The 19,461-nt window shown below is 45.6% G+C and carries 16 protein-coding genes; 8 read left to right on the top strand and 8 right to left on the bottom strand.

The genetic code is table 11. The annotated features are described in order from the left end of the window. Positions 1-12 precede the first annotated feature (12 nt). The 6 genes from GTK07_RS07455 to GTK07_RS07430 all read right to left on the bottom strand — a co-directional run bounded on the left by GTK07_RS07455 (position 13) and on the right by GTK07_RS07430 (position 6,417). Positions 13-1,155 (bottom strand): tetratricopeptide repeat protein, encoded by a 1,143-nt coding sequence (locus GTK07_RS07455; RefSeq protein WP_163634655.1) that lies wholly within the window; start codon positions 1,153-1,155, stop codon positions 13-15. A gap of 21 nt (positions 1,156-1,176) precedes the next feature. Continuing rightward, positions 1,177-2,268: an energy transducer TonB gene (locus GTK07_RS19250; RefSeq protein WP_235932739.1), complete on the bottom strand. Its 1,092-nt coding sequence runs from the start codon at positions 2,266-2,268 to the stop codon at positions 1,177-1,179. Positions 2,269-2,288: 20 nt separating this feature from the next. Then, entirely contained in the window at positions 2,289-3,083 is a 795-nt protein-coding gene (locus GTK07_RS07445; RefSeq protein ID WP_235932692.1) for a M56 family metallopeptidase, read from the bottom strand. Beyond that, positions 3,080-3,442 (bottom strand): BlaI/MecI/CopY family transcriptional regulator, encoded by a 363-nt coding sequence (locus GTK07_RS07440; protein WP_163634653.1) that lies wholly within the window; start codon positions 3,440-3,442, stop codon positions 3,080-3,082. The genes GTK07_RS07445 and GTK07_RS07440 overlap by 4 nt, the downstream gene beginning before the upstream one ends. A 120-nt stretch (positions 3,443-3,562) precedes the next feature. After that, positions 3,563-5,791: a TonB-dependent receptor gene (locus GTK07_RS07435; protein WP_163634651.1), complete on the bottom strand. Its 2,229-nt coding sequence runs from the start codon at positions 5,789-5,791 to the stop codon at positions 3,563-3,565. A gap of 185 nt (positions 5,792-5,976) precedes the next feature. Then, positions 5,977-6,417, bottom strand: a complete 441-nt coding sequence (locus tag GTK07_RS07430; protein WP_163634649.1) for a hypothetical protein — start codon at positions 6,415-6,417, stop codon at positions 5,977-5,979. A 113-nt stretch (positions 6,418-6,530) separates the two neighbouring features. Between GTK07_RS07430 and GTK07_RS07425 the strand changes: the two genes are divergently transcribed. After that, the gene (locus tag GTK07_RS07425) at positions 6,531-7,043 is read left to right on the top strand and encodes a DUF456 domain-containing protein (RefSeq protein WP_163634647.1); all 513 of its coding nucleotides are present in this window, start codon (positions 6,531-6,533) and stop codon (positions 7,041-7,043) included. Here the strand turns inward: GTK07_RS07425 and GTK07_RS07420 are convergent. Further along, positions 7,040-7,594 carry a nitroreductase family protein gene (locus GTK07_RS07420; protein ID WP_163634645.1) on the bottom strand — a complete coding sequence of 185 codons (555 nt, stop codon included), beginning with the start codon at positions 7,592-7,594 and terminating at the stop codon, positions 7,040-7,042. The genes GTK07_RS07425 and GTK07_RS07420 overlap by 4 nt on opposite strands. A gap of 48 nt (positions 7,595-7,642) precedes the next feature. Further along, positions 7,643-8,530, bottom strand: coding sequence for a LysR family transcriptional regulator (locus tag GTK07_RS07415; protein WP_163634643.1), 888 nt, complete (start codon positions 8,528-8,530; stop codon positions 7,643-7,645). A gap of 75 nt (positions 8,531-8,605) precedes the next feature. On the opposite strand from GTK07_RS07415, the gene hutH reads away from it, so the two are divergent. The 7 genes from hutH (at position 8,606) to GTK07_RS07380 (ending at position 19,453) form a co-directional block, all read left to right on the top strand. Further along, positions 8,606-10,183 carry a histidine ammonia-lyase gene (hutH, locus tag GTK07_RS07410; protein WP_163634641.1) on the top strand — a complete coding sequence of 526 codons (1,578 nt, stop codon included), beginning with the start codon at positions 8,606-8,608 and terminating at the stop codon, positions 10,181-10,183. A gap of 1 nt (position 10,184) precedes the next feature. After that, a complete protein-coding gene (gene hutI, locus GTK07_RS07405; protein ID WP_163634639.1) occupies positions 10,185-11,417 on the top strand; it encodes an imidazolonepropionase in 1,233 nt (410 codons plus the stop codon). 2 nt (positions 11,418-11,419) lie between these two features. Beyond that, complete coding sequence (locus tag GTK07_RS07400) at positions 11,420-13,423, top strand: urocanate hydratase (RefSeq protein ID WP_163634637.1); 2,004 nt, start codon at positions 11,420-11,422, stop codon at positions 13,421-13,423. A 4-nt stretch (positions 13,424-13,427) separates the two neighbouring features. Then, entirely contained in the window at positions 13,428-14,399 is a 972-nt protein-coding gene (gene hutG, locus GTK07_RS07395) for a formimidoylglutamase (protein ID WP_163634635.1), read from the top strand. A gap of 392 nt (positions 14,400-14,791) precedes the next feature. Next, positions 14,792-16,006: a DNA polymerase IV gene (dinB, locus tag GTK07_RS07390; protein WP_163634634.1), complete on the top strand. Its 1,215-nt coding sequence runs from the start codon at positions 14,792-14,794 to the stop codon at positions 16,004-16,006. 39 nt (positions 16,007-16,045) lie between these two features. Next, on the top strand, positions 16,046-19,045 hold the full coding sequence (locus GTK07_RS07385) for a DNA polymerase III subunit alpha (RefSeq protein WP_163634632.1): 3,000 nt from the start codon (positions 16,046-16,048) through the stop codon (positions 19,043-19,045). A gap of 39 nt (positions 19,046-19,084) precedes the next feature. Further along, entirely contained in the window at positions 19,085-19,453 is a 369-nt protein-coding gene (locus GTK07_RS07380) for a DUF7009 family protein (protein WP_163634630.1), read from the top strand. Positions 19,454-19,461 lie beyond the last annotated feature (8 nt).

Below are 19,461 nucleotides of genomic sequence, written 5' to 3'. Positions count from 1 at the left end.
ATTTTGAAGAAATCAGTTGCCCGCGTAGTGTATTTCCTCCTTGATCTCCGATACGCGCTTGATCACCCGCTCCTTGATGAAGGGGCTTAACTTGGGGTACATTTCCAACAAGGATTCATAATACTGCAATTTGGTTTTGGGGTCTTTGTAATATTCATCGGCCAAAATACAGAACTGGTAATAGTTACGAGGGTTGTCCTTGTTCTCTTCCCATGCCGTTTTGTAGTAGTCCATCGACTCCTTCGTCTTGTCCTGCAACCGGGCAATTCGGCCCAAGTCGGCATACTCCTTTTCAAAGGTCACCGTTCGCTCCTCAATTGATTTTTTGATGTAATATTGGGCACTGTCCAGTTGTTTTTCCTGAAGGTACACCTGCCCCATACCGGAATAGGCATCGGCCAAGGACCAAGGATCCGTGGCCAACATACGATAGGCTTGAATGGCTTTTTCGGAATCGTAGTTCCGATAATAGCTGAAGGCAGTGCGTTCCAAGATAAAAGGTCTGTTTTCACCAAGCTCCAATAACCGCTCAAACCAAGGAATGGCCTGTTTATGCTGACCGTTGTTGTAATAGGCCTGCGCCTTTAAATTGATCATGGAAATATCATCCTCATAAAATTTAAGCCCTTGGTCGATGTACACCAATGCCGAGTCCCGAATTTCCTGACCCACAAAATATTTGCCCAAAGCATAGAGGCTGCGTAAATGGGTACTGTCTTTGGCGACCGCCTTGCGGAAAGCGGTATTGGCCTCCTCCTGTTTATCCACTGATTCATAGGCACGGCCCAGATAATAAAAGTATTCGGGGTTTTCCTGTCCTTTGGTCACCAGATCGTGAAAGGCTTCCAAAGCAGGTTGGTAGCTTTTGGTTTTTAGAAGGAGTTTGCCCAGTTCAAAACGGGCGATGTCCATGGTAGGTTTCTTGGTCAATGTTGCCTGGTATTGTGCAATGGCCTTGTCAAAGTTCCCGATGGCATTGTAGGCCCTTGCAATCTGAAGGCTCGCATTGGCATCCCCTATTTTGGCGTACTCGTTTATGGCCGAGGTGTAATTGCCCAAAGTGTACAGACTATCCGCAACAGACAAAGCCGATGATTGCGCACCGGCTTTGAAAGAGAACAAAAGAATTGCAATACTGCATATTGATTTTATCATCAAATTAAAATACTTAAGACATTAATAATCTGACACCTTCACCACTTTATTCGGCAAACCTGAATATTGAAATTTTACCACATCAGCTTCATCAACTGCCAAGGAAAAGATACCATTGAAATTTGACATGACCCCAGTATCCTTACCTTCAATTGAAACTATCACTCCGGATAACGGCATGGATTCTTTGTCCATGACAGTCCCTTCAAAAATAGTCTTACCATCTTTTTTTACCCGTTTTCCACTTACCAACAAATAATCCTTGAATCCATTTACTGTTGTGCCTGCAGGTTGAGTTTGCAATCTAAAAGTTATGGGAATAGAATAGGGTACCTTCATTACCTGCCCTTTTTGCTTGCCGGGCAACATTTTAGGTAGCTTTTCTAAAATTCTTTTGGCTTCTTCTTCTAAAATTGGGTGCGGTCCACGTGTTCTAACATCTGTAATGCTCCCATCAACATCTATTACAAAAACGGTAGCCACCCTTCCTTGAATACCTTTCTCCTGGGCAGCTTCGGGATAGTGGAAATTTTTCTTGATGTGATTTTCAAGATTCTCCATAAAGCATTCCTTTTTATCTGCAGCATTTTCACATCCTGGAAAAACAGGAACCTCTTCTATGGTTGCAAAGGGATAACTATCTACATTGGGATTGTTTATCCCGGTTGTCACTGTCCATCCATTCACTGGTTTTGCCGATGCATTGATTTTATTGACAAGAGCCTCAGCGGTTTTCATCATTTCCTGCTTCTCCAATGTTGTTAATGAATCTTTATTGGCAATTTCTTCACTAATAATGGAAAGTCTTCTTTCCAATGGAAGTCGATTTGCTTCATCATTTAAAAGAGAAAGCTTTTCTTGCATTAACTGTTGAACGTCCACTAACTCAATGTTCAGTTGTCTTATTTTATTCGCATCTGTCTCATTGAGGTTGTTATCCAAAAAATCATTTCTTTGATGATTCAGTTCATTATGCTTTTCAATTAATTCTGACAATTCAGCGAAACCAGATTTGATTTCATCATTTTCAATTTCAGGTTGAGAATTGGACTCCTCTGCGTTTTCCCCCTTATTCGATTCACAGGAAGAATAGACCAACATCCCCAAAACCATGGGCAACAACAACACATACTTTAACTGCCAAACGGCTTTTGATCGCTTTTTTGTAACATGACTATTCGTTTTTTGATTAATGATTTATTAAAAAATTGATTGATGAAACTGATATGTTGTGTCTTGAATGCTTCGGATAACAGCATTTCAAAATGCTCCCTTTTATTGTCCTTTACTACCTGGGCATCGGCAATGAACTCGTGCAGTTCGGCCATCCGGTTTTGGTATACGTAGGTCAAGGGGTTGAACCAGAACACGATCCGGGCGAGTTCAAAAAAGAGCAGGTCAAGAGTGTGCCTTTGTTTTACATGCACTAATTCGTGGGCAATGATGTTGGCTTCCTTTTCTTTTTGGATTTCGGCCCCTAAAAAGATGTTTCGGAAAAAAGAGAAGGCCATACTACTTTTTTGTACGGTGATTTTGTCATACTCTGGAAACTGTTGGATGCTCCCCGAGCGTTTTAACCTTCCAATTTGAATCAGTTTAACCACAAACCAAATAATAGACAATACACTTCCCAAAACTAGGACGCTATAATACCATGGAAAACTGGACCAAAAAGAAGTTTCGGCACCTTCGGGCGTCAATACCACCTCATCCAATTGCGTTAGGAATATGGTGACGTTTCCCAACTCTTGTGGCATGGTGGTTTTTAACATTTCAAACTTTACCCAAGGCAACACTAGGGACAATACAAACGTGGTCAGCAGGTACGCCCTGTTCCATTGGAAAAAGGTTTCTTTCTTTAGAAAGAGGTCATAGGTCAACAAAAAGACCAACTGAAAAGCAAGGGTTTCCAAGATATAGGTGATCATTTCTCCTCTTCTTTAATGTTTATCATGATTTCTTCCAGTTCTTTTAGGCTGATATCGTTCTTCTTCATAAAAAAGGACACCATGCTCTTGAACGAACCTTGAAAATATCCATCGACCAAGGTGTTGAGCCGTTGGTTGCTGTACTCTTCCTTTTTCACCAAAGGAAAATATACATGTCCCTTCCCTACTTTTTCATGGGACACGAAGCCTTTGTCCTCCAAAATCCGAATAATGGTAGAGACGGTGTTATACGCAGGTTTGGGTTCCGGCAATTCGTCCAACAGAGAGGCTACATTGGCCTTTTGCAAGGTCCAGAGCAATTGCATAACCTCTTCTTCTGCTTTGGTGAGCTGTTTCATTTCAACTAATTTTTTAGTTCAATATAAAGCAAATATAACTAAATATATAGTTTAAACTAATTTTTTAGTTAAAAAGTGGATAAAAAATCCGCCAAGGTATATTCCCCAGCGGATTCTAGTTTAAAATGAAACCGTGACTTTCCCCCGCAAATAAAAGGGTGTTCCCGGTGTAAAATGGATTTCCTCCACAGCCGTTGGTTCATTAAAAAGGCGGCTTTCCGTGGCAAATTGGGTTTCGTTCCATTCCGTGTCGAATAGGTTCTCCACAATCAAACCAAACGTCCAATTCCTCAGACTGTAGTTCAAGGTGGCATCGGTAACAAAATATCCTTCCGCTACGATGGAATTGTCCTCATTGGCGGGCCTGTCATCTACATACCGATAGCTAATTCCACCTGAAAACCCTTCATTGTTGTTCCCGAGCGTAACACCACCCACCATAGTAAAATCCGGAGCCAATGGGATATAATCCTCACCTTTTGCTTCTTCGGTACTGCGGCCTTGGGTGAAATTAGCGTCGGTGTAGAGGTAAATCCAATCCGAGGGCTGGTACCTTGCCCCTACCTCAATACCCAATCGTCTGGTCTTGCCGCTAGGTTCCACTACCCCAGCATCACCCACGTACACAAATTCCTGATCCAAGAACAGACTCCATAAGGTAGCGTTCAAAACCAATTTGTTCGCTGGCCTAATGATGGTACCCAAATCTACCCCATAAGCCGCAGGCAAGATATCCTTCCCGTTGTTGGCCACTACCACCCTGGCATCATTGGAGTGGAACCCGATTCCCGTTTTCAAGAAAATCTGGGTGTTCTCCGTTGGACTATAGATGGTATTGAACTTGGGACTAAAAGCTACTTTCTCATCACTCTGGTTATCATAAACCGCACTGAGCTTGTTCAAATAATCGAACTTGAAATAATCCAACCGAACCGCAGGTTCCAAGGTGAACTTGCCCGATTTAAAGACTGCCCCTGCAAAGCCGTAGGTATTCACTTCATCCACATCGCCGTAGGCCAAACGCTCCAACAGTTCCTGTCGGTTTCTGGTATGCGAGAGTTCCATATCATCCACGTTATCATATCGAAAACCGATACCAGCATTGTACTTAAAACAGAGTTCTCCCAATTGTGCGGAATTGTCTTGGAACACAGTTTTTGCACCCATCAGAATCCTATTTTCCTTTTGCCTGATCTGATCTCCATTTACAGGATCTTCCAAGAAAAAGGTGAAGTTGGAATAGAGTTCAAAATCATAATGGGACACAAAGGCCATGGTATGGAGCGATTTACCAATCCCAAGGTTCTTGTTATGATCCAAAACAAAATTGGTCCTGCCCGTTTGACCCCCTTCAGTATCATCAATGGCACCAAAACGACCTATCAGTCCTTGGTCAATGGCCCTTTGTGGAATCTGCCCCGATGCATCCCACTTACTGGAAAAATGTGATGCAGTCAACAGCAGCTCCTGATTACCGGGCAAAGCATATCGGTACCTACCCATGATATTGAGACGGTTAAAATTCTGGGGGGAATCGAAAGCTCCATCGGTCAAGTACAGTTCCGAAGCCAAATAGGCTGTACTCTTCCCTTGGTCCAACACATTGAACATCCCCATAAACCTTCGGGTATTGAACTGGCCGACTTCTGCGGAAAGCATACTTTTATCCAAACGCTTCCGTAATCGGAGATCCACATACCCCGCCGTGTTGAAGTCACCCTGCTCCATATAATAAGGTCCTTTGCCAAAGTTTACATTTTCAATGGTCTCTGGAATCACAAAATGGAGGTCGGCATAACCTTGCCCATGGGCGTGGGATACCATGTTCACTGGCATTCCATCCACACTGATGGCCACATCGGTACCGTGGTCCACATCAAAACCCCGTAAAAAGAGTTGTTCGGCTTTTCCTCCCCCGGCGTGTTGACCAATGATCAGTCCAGGGACTTTTCTCAGGATTTCCTGTGATGATTTCACGGGATTGGTCTTCACGTCCACATCTACTACCCTGCTCAGGGCATCCACTTTGGCCACCAGCACCACTTGATCTAAAGAAATGGAACCTTCCTTGAGCACAATGGTCACTGCGTTGTTCAAATCCGATGGGGTGATCACCTTGGTGAGGGTCTCAAATCCCAATCGTGAAAAATAAATGGTATCGCTTACTGAAGTTTGGTCGAGTACAAAATGCCCTGTTCCATCGGAATGGCTGTGTTGGCCACTGGTCTTATTGAAAATGCCCACATCCTCCAATGCAGAACCCGCTTCGTCGACCACTTGTCCTTTTAAATTTTGCGCAGCAATAGTGCCCATGAACAGCATGGACAGAGCCGCCATAAAATATTTCATGTCGTTATCTTTAAAATTGATTTGTAAAAAACTAGTATCTGTCTAGCGCGTCAGAAAAGTTCATTTGAATGTCATGCTGAACAAGCTTCAGCATCTCATAACCAATATCTTTTTCGTTATGTGACCCTGAAACAAGTTCAGGGTGACGGTTTAGGAACTCTTCCGGTAAATCAGCTAAGATTAATTCAGCTGTGTCGGGGAGGCGGTGTGGTCACACCTTCATACCCAACGGAAGTCTTATTGTAGTACACCCAATGGGTTTTGGTATTCGTGGAAAGTATATGCTCAAATACAATATTCTGTCTTTCAACAAAATGTTTGTCAAACTTAAAACTAATGGTGTCTTGTGACTCCTGTTCGTCCTGCTGATTGGCTTGCAACAACTCTTTCAAGGCCTCCAATGCCTCATGGGAGTGCCCGGCCATGGCTTCCAAGGATGTATAATCCACTTCTTCATGTTCGGCAAAAAAACTGTGATGGTGCGTCTTTGGCCCCATAATGTGGGATACCTCGTGCAATCCTTCCAACACCAGACCATTAAAAAGTCCAATAGCATAAAAAGTGCAAAGTAAAGCGTATCCTACCTGTGCAAACCTTGATTTCCCATATGTTTTTGTCGTTTTCAAGACCTATTGACTATCTTTTTCAAATCTACTTACGAAAATTGAAAGCGAAGGGTTTTAATTTCACTTGTTTGTAACATTTGTAGGCTACATTTGTCTAACAGGAAAAGAAAACCATGGACATTGTCTTGTTGATTTTGGGCTTTCTGTTGATGCTGGTCGGCATTTTGGGCAGTTTTTTGCCCGTGTTGCCTGGTCCACCCATAAGTTGGGTCGGACTGCTCCTTCTCTATTTGACGAAAGCTGTACCCGATAATTGGTGGGTGCTTGGCATCACCTTGGTCATTGCCTTAACGATTACCATTTTGGATTATGTGATACCGGCGATGGGCACCAAACGCTTTGGAGGTACCAAAGCAGGCATGTGGGGTACCATTATAGGGTTGCTTGTTGCCATTTTTGTCCCCATTTTTGGTCCTTTTGGAATTATCATCTGGCCCTTTATTGGGGCTTTGGTAGGCGAATTGTTGAACAAGGCCAATCAAAAAACCGCCCTGAAGGCGGCTTTTGGTTCTTTTTTGGGCTTTTTGACGGGTACCTTTATGAAATTGGTGTTGACCGTCATGTATGCTATTTTCTACGTGTTCATTGCCGTGAAATATGCTGGTGAACTTTTTACCTTTAGCTAGTCCAACCACTCTACTTTTTCAGCAATGGGTGTACGACTCGATGGTTCCACCTCGCCATCATAATAACCCATATACAGGAAGCCAAGGCATTTCTCCCCGTCGTTCAGGTCAAAGAATTCACCCATGAATTTGATCAATCCTGGGGATGCCCAATAGCAGCCGATACCCAGTTCGGTACAACACAGCCACATGTTTTGGACGGCCATGGCGGTTGCCGCAATCTCTTCCCACTCGGGCAAACTTTCCATAGGATCGCGTTGCATGCAAATGGCAATGGCAGCAGCGGAACGAACAGCATTGTCTTCCAATTTAGCAATGGTGACCTGCTTTGGTTTGGGGTCCACTGCTTGGTATTTTTGGGAAAGAAATGCCCCCATTTCATCTTTTTTCTTGCCGGTCAATACCTTGAAACGCCATGGCTCCGTTTTCTTATGGGTCGGGGCCCAATTGGCAGCCTCCACAATTTTTTCCAACGTTTCCTTGGCAATGGGTTTATCGTTGTATTGAACGGGAAAAATACTTCTTCTCTTCGCTATAAGATCAAAAATCATGATATGTAATTAAGTTGAATCCCAAAGGTACTGCCCAAAAATGTGTCATCATAATTTCAAGAGCAAATCCATACAGTTTTTTAACGCCGGATTTCGATTGTCAGCTTTCCATACCATGGACAATACCGCCCGTTGCTTTATCCGTTTCATCTCGATGAACTTCACATCCATCTGAAACCCGTGCTGCAAGGTGGTGGGGACAATGGCAATCCCTAATTTGTTTTCCACCAACTTAAAAATGGTCTGCGCATGAACGGATTTATGCGACACTTTCGGCACAAAACCACTATCCTCACAAATACTCAATACCGTGTCATAATACTCGGGGCTGTAATCTTGGGAAAAGAGGATAAAATCCTCGTTGGCCAACTGGTCAATGCTATTAAAGTTATTCATATTAATAGGGTGGCCTTGGGGCAGCACCAAGGAAAAAGTATCCTCAAAAACAGGTTTTACTTCCAAGCCTTTGGGCACTCGGGACATCCTCACAAAACCCAGATCCAGCCTATCGGAAAGGATGGCGTTGACCTGCGCCCGGTTGGACAACTCTTCCAAAGTGGTATGCACCAAAGGGTACTTTTCCTTCAATCCCACCAAAAGATTGGGCACCACGTTCTGCATGGCCGAACCCAAAAATCCAATCCTCACCTCGCCCATATGGCCCTGCCCGATCAGTTTCAGTTGTTTTTTGGTCTGGTCGAGATGGTTCAGGATGAATTCCACCTCTTTTTTTAAAAATTCCCCGGCTGGGGTCAAACGCACTTTCTTTTTGTCCCTCACAAAAAGTTGTGTCTGTAAGATTTCTTCCATCTGTTTGATTTGGGTACTCAGCCCTGGTTGCGAAATGAAGAGCTTCTCTGCTGCTTTTCTATAGTGCAATTCCTCAGCCACAGCCAAAAAATAGATGAAATGTCGAAGTTCTATTTGATAATTCATAATTATTAAATAATACAAAAATAAGTATTGGTAATTATCATATGCAAGAACTAATTTTATATCAAAAGATAACCCATGTCGCACATCAAGACATTTCAATATGGTGAAGACCACTTGACCGCAGGTTTGGCCCTTGGTCTGGCCAAGGGTACCGTTAAAGGAATTTTATCCGACACCTGCCTCAAAAAAGTCAATGCCAGTCAACAAAGGGTGCAGCGTATTGTGGAACGGGGAGACATCGTATATGGCATCAATACAGGTTTTGGTCCTTTATGCAACACCAAAATTTCGAAGGAAGACACCAAAATCCTTCAATCCAATATACTCCAAAGCCATAGTGTGGGAGTGGGCACACCCATTGCCAACCAGTTGGCCAAGATCATGCTTATCCTCAAGATCCACGCACTTGCCAAGGGTTATTCGGGTATTGCGGAAACCACCTTGCAACGCATGTTATGGCATTTGGAAAACGACGCCATTCCGATGGTTCCCAGTCAGGGTTCCGTAGGAGCTTCGGGCGATTTGGCTCCGCTCTCCCATCTGTTCCTTACATTAATTGGATTGGGCAAGGTGGAATATCAAGGAAAGACCATCACCACCCAAGAGCTTTTCCAAAAGACCGGTTTACAGCCTTTGGAGCTGGGGCCCAAAGAGGGATTGGCCTTGATCAACGGCACACAATTTATTGCCGCCCATGGGGTACTTGTGCTTCATAAATTACAGCATTGCCTAAAACATGCCGACATTATCGGCACCATGATGATTGAAGGTTTGCAAGGATCTTTGAAACCGTTTTACGAGGAACTGCACCAACTTCGCCCTTTCAAGGGCAACCAGCATGTGGCAGGTAGGATACGTACCTTATTGCAAGGCTCCGAAATCTTGGAAGACCACATCGATTGCGAACGGGTACAGGACCCCTACTCCCTTCGTTGCATTCCCCAAGTGCACGGAGCATCACGAAATACATGGCTTCATCTAAAGGAATTATTGGAAATTGAATTGAATTCCGTGACCGACAACCCTGTGATCATTGATGATGAACTTACCATCAGCGGGGGGAATTTCCACGGTCAGCCTTTAGCCATGGCTTTGGATTATGCCGCTTTGGCCGCATCGGAAATCGGGAATATTTCAGACCGTCGCATTTACTTGGCACTGGAAGGAAATAGCCCGGGTGTTCCCAAATTGTTGATGAAGGACACCGGCATCAATTCCGGCTACATGATCCTGCAATACACTTCGGCCGCCTTGGCCAGTGAGAACAAGAGCCTTTGCTTCCCAGCTAGTGCCGATAGCATCCCCACATCCTTGGGTCAAGAGGACCATGTGAGCATGGGCTCCATCAGTGGACGAAAGGCCTTGCAAATCATTGAAAACGTTGAAAAAATATTGGCCATAGAACTGTTGACGGCTGCCCAAGCTTTTGAGTATCGAAAACCTTTAAAATCGGGAATAGTTCTGGACGAAATCCATACATTCCTACGAACCAAAGTCGCTTTTGCCGAAAACGATCGTGTGTTTGCAGATGATATCGAGAAAGGAATCGAAATCATCCAAAACCATGAGATCATCGATTTGGTGGATCGTGTGATGCAGGAAAAGAACCTACATTGGAACACGCCCCATCTGGAAGCATTTGAAATATACTAGTATGAAACCACTTTTGATCGGACCCTTTTCCCAATTATTGCCCATGACAGGTTTACCCTTGAAAGGGGCTTTGAAGGACGAACAACTGCTCCTAATTGAAAACGGGGGCATGGTGGTTTCTGAAGGAAAAATCGTGGCCATCGGCGTTTTTGATGACTTGAAATCAAACGAAATGGACATCCATCACGTTGAGGGCAAGACCGTTTGCATCCCCGGATTCGTGGATTCCCATACCCACATCTGCTTTGCAGGAAATCGAGCACGAGATTACGCGTTTAGAAATGCAGGAAAGTCCTATTTGGAAATTGCCAAGGCCGGCGGTGGCATTTGGGACACGGTGACCCAGACCCGAAAAGCCACCCAAGAGGAATTGGTTGCTGGAATCGTTTCCAGGAGCAAAACGCACCTTCGGAACGGCATTACCACCATTGAGGTTAAAAGCGGTTATGGACTTTCTGTGGAAGAAGAACTGAAAATGCTTCGGGCCATTAAACACGCCAATGAAAAAGTAGCGGCCACCTTGGTGCCCACTTGCTTGGCAGCCCACATGAAACCCAAGGATTGGCATCACCAAACCGAATATCTTGATGAAATAAGTGCAAATCTTTTTCCCATCCTAAAATCAGAAAACCTGGCCCATCGCATCGATGCCTTTGTGGAAGAGAGTGCCTTTTCCCCAGAGGAAATAAAACCCTATTTCCAAAAAGCCAAGGCCATGGGATTTGACATTACCGTGCATGCCGACCAATTTACTACGGGAGGAAGTCAGGTGGCTGTAGATTTTGGAGCCGTGAGTGCCGACCATTTGGAGGCCAGCACTGAAAAGGAAATCCAATTGTTGGCCCAAAGCGACACCATCGCCACGGCATTACCTGGTGCCTCGCTTGGTTTGGGTTGCGCCTACACCCCGGCCAGAAGAATTTTGGATGCCGGCGGGGCATTGTCCATCGCCAGCGACCATAATCCAGGTTCTGCCCCCATGGGCGACCTGTTGACCCAGGCCAGCATTCTAGGTACGTTTGAAAAACTATCCAACACCGAAGTGCTGTCGGGCATCACTTTTAGGGCTGCTGCAACTTTGCGTATGGCCGATAGGGGGAAATTGGAGGCTGGAGCTTGGGCCGATTTTGTGGTTTTCCCGACGGACAACTACCAAGATATCACCTATTATCAAGGGCAAATGAAACCCAGTGAAGTCTGGAAAAAAGGAGAACCCATCCATCAAAACGATTGAGTATGACTGAATTTCAGCAACAAATATTGCAAGGAATCCCAGAAGAGCTTCCCGCCAAAAGGCCCTATCCCAAAAACGGGAATCCGGCACCCAAACGGAAAGATATCCTTTCCAAGGAAGAGAAGAAACTGGCCGTGCAAAACGCGCTTCGCTATTTTCCAAAAGCATGGCATGCGGAACTTGCCCAAGAATTCGCCGATGAGCTAAAAACGTATGGAAGGATATACATGTACCGCTTTAAACCGGAATATGACATGTATGCCCGGCCCATTTCGGAATATCCTGCCAAAACCCATCAGGCAGCAGCCATTATGCTGATGATCCAGAACAATTTGAACCCAGCGGTGGCACAACATCCCGAGGAACTCATCACGTATGGGGGCAACGGGGCCGTTTTTCAGAATTGGGCCCAATACCTGTTGACCATGAAATATTTGGCGACCATGACCGAGGAACAGACCTTACACATGTATTCCGGACATCCGATGGGATTGTTTCCATCTTCCACAGAAGCCCCAAGGGTGGTGGTCACTAATGGGATGATGATCCCCAACTATTCCAAACCAGACGACTGGGAAAAATTCAACGCCTTGGGTGTTACACAATACGGACAGATGACCGCCGGCTCCTACATGTACATTGGTCCGCAAGGCATTGTACATGGAACGGCCATTACTGTGATGAACGCCTTCCGAAAAGTGTTGGACAAGAATGATTCCCCAAAGGGGAAAGTGTTCCTGACCGCTGGTTTGGGTGGTATGAGCGGAGCGCAACCCAAGGCCGGAAACATTGCCGGCTGCATTACTGTTTGTGCCGAAGTGAACCCCGAAGCGGCCAAAAAACGGCACGAACAAGGTTGGGTGGATGAACTTTTGGTAAATCTTCAATTGTTGATGGTTAGAGTAAAGGAGGCCATTGCCAACCAAGAAACTGTTTCCCTGGCATACATTGGCAATGTGGTGGATGTTTGGGAGCATTTTTACGAAGAGAACATTTTTGTGCACCTGGGTTCCGACCAGACTTCCTTGCACAATCCTTGGGCCGGTGGGTATTATCCCGTTGGGCTTTCCTTTGAAGAAGCGAATACCTTGATGGTGGAACATCCAGCCGAATTCAAGGAAAAAGTACAGGAATCTCTCCGCAGACAAATCAATGCGATCAACAAACACACCGCCAAAGGCACCTACTTTTTTGATTACGGGAATGCCTTTTTGTTGGAAGTTTCCCGTGCCGGTGGCGATGTGATGGCGGAGAACAACATCGATTTTAGATACCCTTCCTACGTACAGGATATTTTAGGACCCATGTGTTTTGATTATGGTTTTGGACCTTTTAGATGGGTATGCACTTCGGGCGACCCCAATGACCTTCAAAAAACGGATGCCATTGCGTTGGAGGTCATGAACGAAATCAAGGCCGAGGCTCCGGAGGAAATCCAACAACAGATGCAGGACAACATCAAATGGATATCCGAAGCGGAACAGAACAAATTGGTAGTGGGTTCCCAGGCCCGCATCCTTTACGCCGATGCCGAAGGACGAAGCAAGATTGCCGATGCCTTCAATACGGCCATTGCCAAGGGCGAAATCAGCGCACCCGTGGTTTTGGGACGCGATCATCACGACGTGAGTGGAACGGATTCGCCTTTTAGGGAGACAAGCAATATTTATGACGGCAGCAAGTTCACGGCGGACATGGCCATTCATAATGTGATCGGCGACAGCTTTAGGGGCGCTACCTGGGTCTCCATCCACAATGGTGGTGGTGTAGGTTGGGGCGAGGTCATCAACGGGGGTTTTGGTATGGTGCTGGATGGTTCCGAAGAAGCTTCCAAACGTTTGAAAAAGATGTTGTTCTACGATGTGAACAATGGCATCTCCCGAAGAAGTTGGGCCCGCAACAAAGAAGCATTGTTTGCCATTCAACGAGAAATGGACCGTACTCCAAATTTAAGGGTAACTTTGCCAAATCTGGTGGAACCGAATATATTGGACGACCTTTTTTAATGTGATGAAACACTACGAGCCCCCAAAAAAGAGCCTCTGGACCGGACGTATTTCCAACAAGTGGCTGTACCTCCACGAAAAAGTACATTGTACCCCCTTGACCGAAATTCCAGAAGCCCAGAAAAAATCAATAGCCCTATTGGGCTACGCCTGTGATGCCGGAGTGCACCGCAACCAAGGTAGGGTCGGGGCCGTGGATGGTCCGGATGCCATAAAAAGTAGTTTTGGAAAAATGCCCAATCATTTGGCCAGTCATGTTTTGCTGCACGATGTAGGTTCCATCACCTGCACCAACAGCGATATGGAAGCATCCCAGAACCAACTTGCCGAAGCCGTTGCTTCCCTTTTGGAGAAAAAACAATTCCCAATTGTGTTGGGTGGCGGACACGATATGGCCTACGGCCATTACTATGGCATCAAAAAATATCTGGATGCAAAAAAAGAAGGCCAAACTATCGGCATCATTAATTTTGATGCCCATTTTGACCTTCGGAAAAATACGGAACAGAGCAATTCGGGCACCCCATTTTATCAGATTGCCCAAGATTGCCAAGAAGAAGGCATCGATTTTAATTACCTCTGCCTCGGTATCCGAAAAGATGCCAATGATAGAAACCTTTTCCAAACGGCCAAGGACCTCAATGTCATTTATGTAATGGCCGAAACATTTCAGACAACCTTTTTGCAAGAGATCACCACTTTTATCAATGCCTTTACCAAAAATGTGGACCATGTGTACGTGACCATCGATTTGGATGGGTTTTCCTCGGCATTTGCGCCAGGGGTCAGTGCAGCCTCACCCATGGGTTTTACCCCGCACATTGTTTTGGAATGCCTGAAGACCATTATGTCCACCGGTAAACTGATCAGTTTGGACATTGCCGAGATGAATCCCAAATACGACATTGACGGGCAAACGGCTAAACTGGCCGCTTCCTTGGTACACCATGTAGCGCATACGGTTTCAGGGAGTTGACATTACCTTGAATCGTCATTCTGAGTCTTTCAACTAAGCTCAAGACAGGCTTTGCGAAGAATCTTAGGGTGAACACTGATGACATAAAGGTTTGACACGAATGGCACTAATTTTTCACTAATATACCATCAGGAAGAGGATTCCGCTTTTCAGCAGAATTAGCTTCAACCACTAACAAAAAAAGCCTTCCAAACGGAAAGCCTTTCATTGGCAAGCATCGCTTCGATGCTTCAACCTGATTCCAATCGCTAGGATCGGAATCCAACACAACAGGACAAAGATATGATGATTTTTCCGAAAAAGTGACAGCAAAAGTTGTTTGCTTATATTTTATGGATTATTTCCATTTTATGGGAATATTTCCATAAATTAGCTTTCCTCTTCTGCTAAACATGAAAAAGACAATTTTGCATCTTGACCTGGATACTTTTTACGTGTCGGTGGAGCGCCTAATCAATTCGGAGCTCAAGAACAGACCCCTTTTGGTGGGCGGCACCAGTGACCGCGGTGTGGTAGCGGCCTGCAGTTATGAAACTCGAGGACATGGGATACATTCCGGTATGCCTATGAAAATGGCAAAGGAGCTTTGTCCGGAAGCCGTGGTGATCCGTGGAAACGCAGGAACCTATAGCAAATATTCCGATGTGGTCACAGAAATCATCAAAGAGCATGTACCACTATTCGAAAAATCGAGCATCGACGAATTCTATGCTGATCTATCGGGTATGGACCGCTTTTTCGGGTGCTACAAATACGCTTCCGAAATGAGACAAAAGATCATTCGGGAAACCGGACTTCCCATTTCCTTCGGTCTGTCCGTGAACAAAGTGGTCTCCAAAGTGGCCACCAACGAGGCAAAGCCCAACAACCAACTCAAGATAGATTTTGGTCTGGAAAAACCTTTTTTGGCCCCTCTTTCCATCAAAAAGATACCCATGGTGGGCGACAAGACCTACCAAACCCTCAGGAGCCTGGGAATACGACAGGTAAAGACCATACAGGAGATGCCGATGGACATTATGCAACGGGTATTGGGATCCAACGGATCCGTAATCTGGAAAAGGGCCAACGGGATAGACAATACACCCGTAATCCCCTTTCACGAACGAAAGTCCATTTCTACGGAACGTACTTTTGACCGTGACACCATCGATGTGGTAAAATTAAAGGGAATATTAGTGGCCATGACCGAAAACCTGGCTTTCCAATTGCGACGGGGCGATAAACTCACTGCATGCATTGCCGTAAAGATCCGCTATTCCGATTTCAACACCTATTCCAAACAACTGCACATTCCCTACACCAGTGCCGACCATATATTGATCCCAAAAATTGTGGACCTGTTCAACGGTCTTTACAACAAACGGATGTTGGTACGGCTGATCGGGATCCGGTTCAGCCATTTGGTTTCGGGGAATTATCAGATCAACCTTTTTGAGGATACGGAGGAAGCCCTGAACCTATACCAGGCCATGGATCGTATCCGCAATAGGTTCGGTAGCCGCAGCGTACTAAGAGCCTCTGCCATGGGAGCAAAGACCATTGGGAGCATGCACAATCCTTTTAATGGAGAACCGCCTGTGGTTTTAGCCCATAGAAAACAATGAGCAATTTCCAATAAACAATTGATAACTGAACATTGACAATTGTACCTCAACTGCCACACATATTACAGTCTTCGGTTCGGGACCTTCTCGGAGGTGGAACTCTTGCAATTGGCCCAACAGAACCATGTGACACAATTGGTCCTGACCGACATCAACAACACTTCGGCCGGGCTGAATTTTGTACGAAGGGCACCCGAGTTTGGGGTGAGACCCATTTTGGGCATCGACTTTAGGAACGGGATACAACCTTGTTTCATCGGCATTGCCCAAAACAATGAAGGTTATCTGGAACTCAACGATTTTCTATCGCACCACCTTCATCACCAAATAAAGATTCCCGATAAGGCCCCTTGCTTCACCAATGCCTTTGTGGTCTATCCGTTTGAACAGGTACTGCTCAACGAACAGGAACATTTCATGGATCATGAGTTCATCGGGGTTTCCATCAAAGACCTACGCCGCCTACCCTTTTCCAGATTATCGGAACATAAACATAAGCTGGTAGTGCAGCAACCGGTGACCTTTAGGAACAAACAGGATTTTAACACCCATAGATTGCTCCGTGCCATAGACAAAAACCTGCTTTTGAGCAAGCTCCAAAAGGGCGATGAAGGCGACGAAGAGGAAAAAATGTACCCTGTACAAAACTTGGCCGCCGCATTTTCGGAGTTCCCCTTTATTTTGGAGAATACCGAAAAATTGCTGAACCAATGCAGCATCCACTTTGATTTTTCAAAAGACCGGAAACCCCAAAACCTCAGGACGTATTTGCAAAACGTGGAGGAAGATGAACGCCTCTTGGAGCAATTATGCACCGAGGGGCTTCCCTATCGTTATGAGACCGTGGACGATACTATAAAGGATCGCTTGGAAAAGGAACTGCAACTCATCAAAAAAATGGGATTTGTTTCCTACTTCTTGATCAATTGGGACATTGTTTCCGAGGCCCGTCGAAGGGGGTTTTACTATGTGGGGCGAGGCAGTGGCGCCAACAGTATTGTGGCCTACCTGCTCCGGATCACCGATGTGGACCCCATGGAACTGGATCTGTACTTTGAACGTTTCATCAACCTGTACCGTACCAATCCCCCCGATTTTGATATCGACTTTTCATGGAGGGACCGTCCCACCATGACAGAGTACATTTTTAAGCGATTTGAACATGTTGCCCTACTCGGCACCTACGTCACTTTTAAGGAGCGTGGTGTTATCCGGGAACTGGGAAAGGTATTTGGACTCCCGCCCCATGAAATCGATTTTTTATCCGAAGGAAAATACACTCTGGACCAACTGGACCATGTTTCCAAATTGGTGCTGAAATATGGCAAACTACTGAAGGACAAGCCCAATTACCTCAGCATCCATGCCGGAGGCATTTTGATCAGTGAAAGGCCCCTGCACTGGTTTTCCGCCACCCATCTACCCCCAAAAGGATTCCCGACCACACAGTACGATATGGTCATTGCCGAAGATGTGGGCCTCTACAAATTCGATATTTTGGGACAACGTGGATTGGGCAAGATCAAAGAAGCGTTGGAGATCGTGGCGTACAACCAACCGGAAAAATATGAGGACATCGACATCCATAACGTAAAAGGGTTCAAAAGGGACGGGAACATCAACAATCTTATCAGATCGGCCCAATGCATGGGGTGCTTTTATGTGGAATCGCCTGCCATGCGCATGCTGTTGAAGAAACTACAGGTGGACAATTATTTGGGATTGGTGGCCGCAAGCTCCATCATTCGGCCTGGAGTGGCCAAAAGCGGCATGATGCGGGAATATATCCTGCGCCATCGGAACAAAGGAAGAACCGAGGAAAAAGCCCATCCCGTTTTATTGGACATCATGCCCGACACCTATGGTGTGATGGTCTACCAAGAGGATGTGATCAAGGTGGCACACCATTTTGCCGGTCTGGATCTTGGGGAGGCCGATGTGTTGCGACGGGGCATGAGCGGAAAATTCCGCTCACGGGACGAGTTTCAAAAAGTGCAGGACAAATTCATCGCCAATTGCAGAAAAAAGGGCTACAGTGAATCCCTTATTTCCGATGTATGGAACCAAGTGGCCAGCTTTGCAGGGTATGCCTTTGCCAAGGGGCATTCCGCCTCTTATGCCGTGGAAAGTTACCAAAGTCTTTTTTTAAGGACCTACTTCCCTTTGGAATATATGGTGGCCGTACTGAACAACGGGGGCGGGTTTTACCGATCGGAATTCTACATCCACGATGCCCGTATGTTGGGGGCTACCATACATCCGCCCTGTATCAACAACAGTTCCATTGTCAACCGCATCCATGGGTCGCATATCTATTTGGGCATGATGTACCTACGCGATATAGAAAACAGGGTCATGGAACGTATTGTGAAGGAACGATTATTACATGGACCCTTTGTTTCCATGGAAGATTTTCTGGATCGTGTGCACATCCGTATGGAACAGCTCGCCATCCTTATCCGGATAGATGCCTTCCGTTTTACCGGAATCAACAGACACGAATTGTTGTGGAAAGCCCATATGATGTTGTCCAAAAATGACCGTATGGAACACCCGAAGCTTTTTCCGCCCCGTCATCAAAAATTCCAGATTCCCAAACTGCACACCACCCAGTTGGAAACCGCCTTTGAACAACTGGAACTTTTGGGTTTTTGCCTTTGTAGCCCGTTCGAACTTTTGGCGGAACCTCCTAGAAATGCCCATGGGCAAAGAGACCTTCCTCGATACCTTAACAAACATATCGACATTTATGGCTATCTGGTCACCGTAAAGAATACTTCGACCCACGATGGCAAGCGCATGTATTTTGCGACTTTGGTGGACCAACAGGGAGAAGTGTTCGACACCGTACTTTTTCCCCCGGTTGCCGCTAAGTACTACTTCCGGGGAAAGGGCATTTATCGATTTTATGGCAAAGTGGTGGAAGAATTTGGTTTTTTGAGCATTGAGGTCATCAAAATGCAAAAGGAAAATTACATCCAAGACCCTCGTTATGCCGAAATGAGGACCAGCAAAAAGTTATTTGGTTCGAACAAGTGAACGGAATACCGTAACTTGTGAAGACCAATTGGATGTCCCATGAAAATTCGAATCAAAGGCAATTCGGTGCGTTTTCGATTGACCCAGAGCGAAGTGAAACAGTTATCCGAGACCGGATCGGTACAAGAGGTCACCGAGTTTGGAGGCAGTACTTTCCACTATCGGGTACAGTTGATGAAAGGGATACAAAACCTTGAAGCCACTTATGTCCAAAACGAAATAGTGTTATCCATTCCTGAAACGGACGGCAAGGATTGGTTCCAGAAGGAAATCGTTGGTTATGAATATGAAATGCCACTTCCCGAAGGGAAAAAACTCCATCTTCTCGCGGAAAAAGACTTTGCCTGTTTGGAGAATACTTCCGAAGACCAATCGGACAATTACCCGAACCCAAAATTGCAATGCTAAGCCAAACC

It is taken from the genome of Flagellimonas sediminis, assembly GCF_010500845.1.
Classification (GTDB): domain Bacteria; phylum Bacteroidota; class Bacteroidia; order Flavobacteriales; family Flavobacteriaceae; genus Flagellimonas; species Flagellimonas sediminis.
This window is presented reverse-complemented; position numbering and strand designations above follow the sequence as displayed.

Excerpts from the sequence above, each read along its gene's own strand:
- hutI (WP_163634639.1), top strand. The coding sequence starts at position 10,185 with ATGAAACCACTTTTGATCGGACCCTTTTCCCAATTATTGCCCATGACA.
- GTK07_RS07440 (WP_163634653.1), bottom strand. The coding sequence starts at position 3,442 with ATGAAACAGCTCACCAAAGCAGAAGAAGAGGTTATGCAATTGCTCTGG.
- GTK07_RS07380 (WP_163634630.1), top strand. The coding sequence starts at position 19,085 with ATGAAAATTCGAATCAAAGGCAATTCGGTGCGTTTTCGATTGACCCAG.
- GTK07_RS07415 (WP_163634643.1), bottom strand. The coding sequence starts at position 8,530 with ATGAATTATCAAATAGAACTTCGACATTTCATCTATTTTTTGGCTGTG.
- hutG (WP_163634635.1), top strand. The coding sequence starts at position 13,428 with ATGAAACACTACGAGCCCCCAAAAAAGAGCCTCTGGACCGGACGTATT.
- GTK07_RS07420 (WP_163634645.1), bottom strand. The coding sequence starts at position 7,594 with ATGATTTTTGATCTTATAGCGAAGAGAAGAAGTATTTTTCCCGTTCAA.
- dinB (WP_163634634.1), top strand. The coding sequence starts at position 14,792 with ATGAAAAAGACAATTTTGCATCTTGACCTGGATACTTTTTACGTGTCG.
- GTK07_RS07445 (WP_235932692.1), bottom strand. The coding sequence starts at position 3,083 with ATGATCACCTATATCTTGGAAACCCTTGCTTTTCAGTTGGTCTTTTTG.
- GTK07_RS19250 (WP_235932739.1), bottom strand. The coding sequence starts at position 2,268 with ATGGTTTTGGGGATGTTGGTCTATTCTTCCTGTGAATCGAATAAGGGG.
- hutH (WP_163634641.1), top strand. The coding sequence starts at position 8,606 with ATGTCGCACATCAAGACATTTCAATATGGTGAAGACCACTTGACCGCA.
- GTK07_RS07400 (WP_163634637.1), top strand. The coding sequence starts at position 11,420 with ATGACTGAATTTCAGCAACAAATATTGCAAGGAATCCCAGAAGAGCTT.
- GTK07_RS07425 (WP_163634647.1), top strand. The coding sequence starts at position 6,531 with ATGGACATTGTCTTGTTGATTTTGGGCTTTCTGTTGATGCTGGTCGGC.
- GTK07_RS07455 (WP_163634655.1), bottom strand. The coding sequence starts at position 1,155 with ATGATAAAATCAATATGCAGTATTGCAATTCTTTTGTTCTCTTTCAAA.
- GTK07_RS07435 (WP_163634651.1), bottom strand. The coding sequence starts at position 5,791 with ATGAAATATTTTATGGCGGCTCTGTCCATGCTGTTCATGGGCACTATT.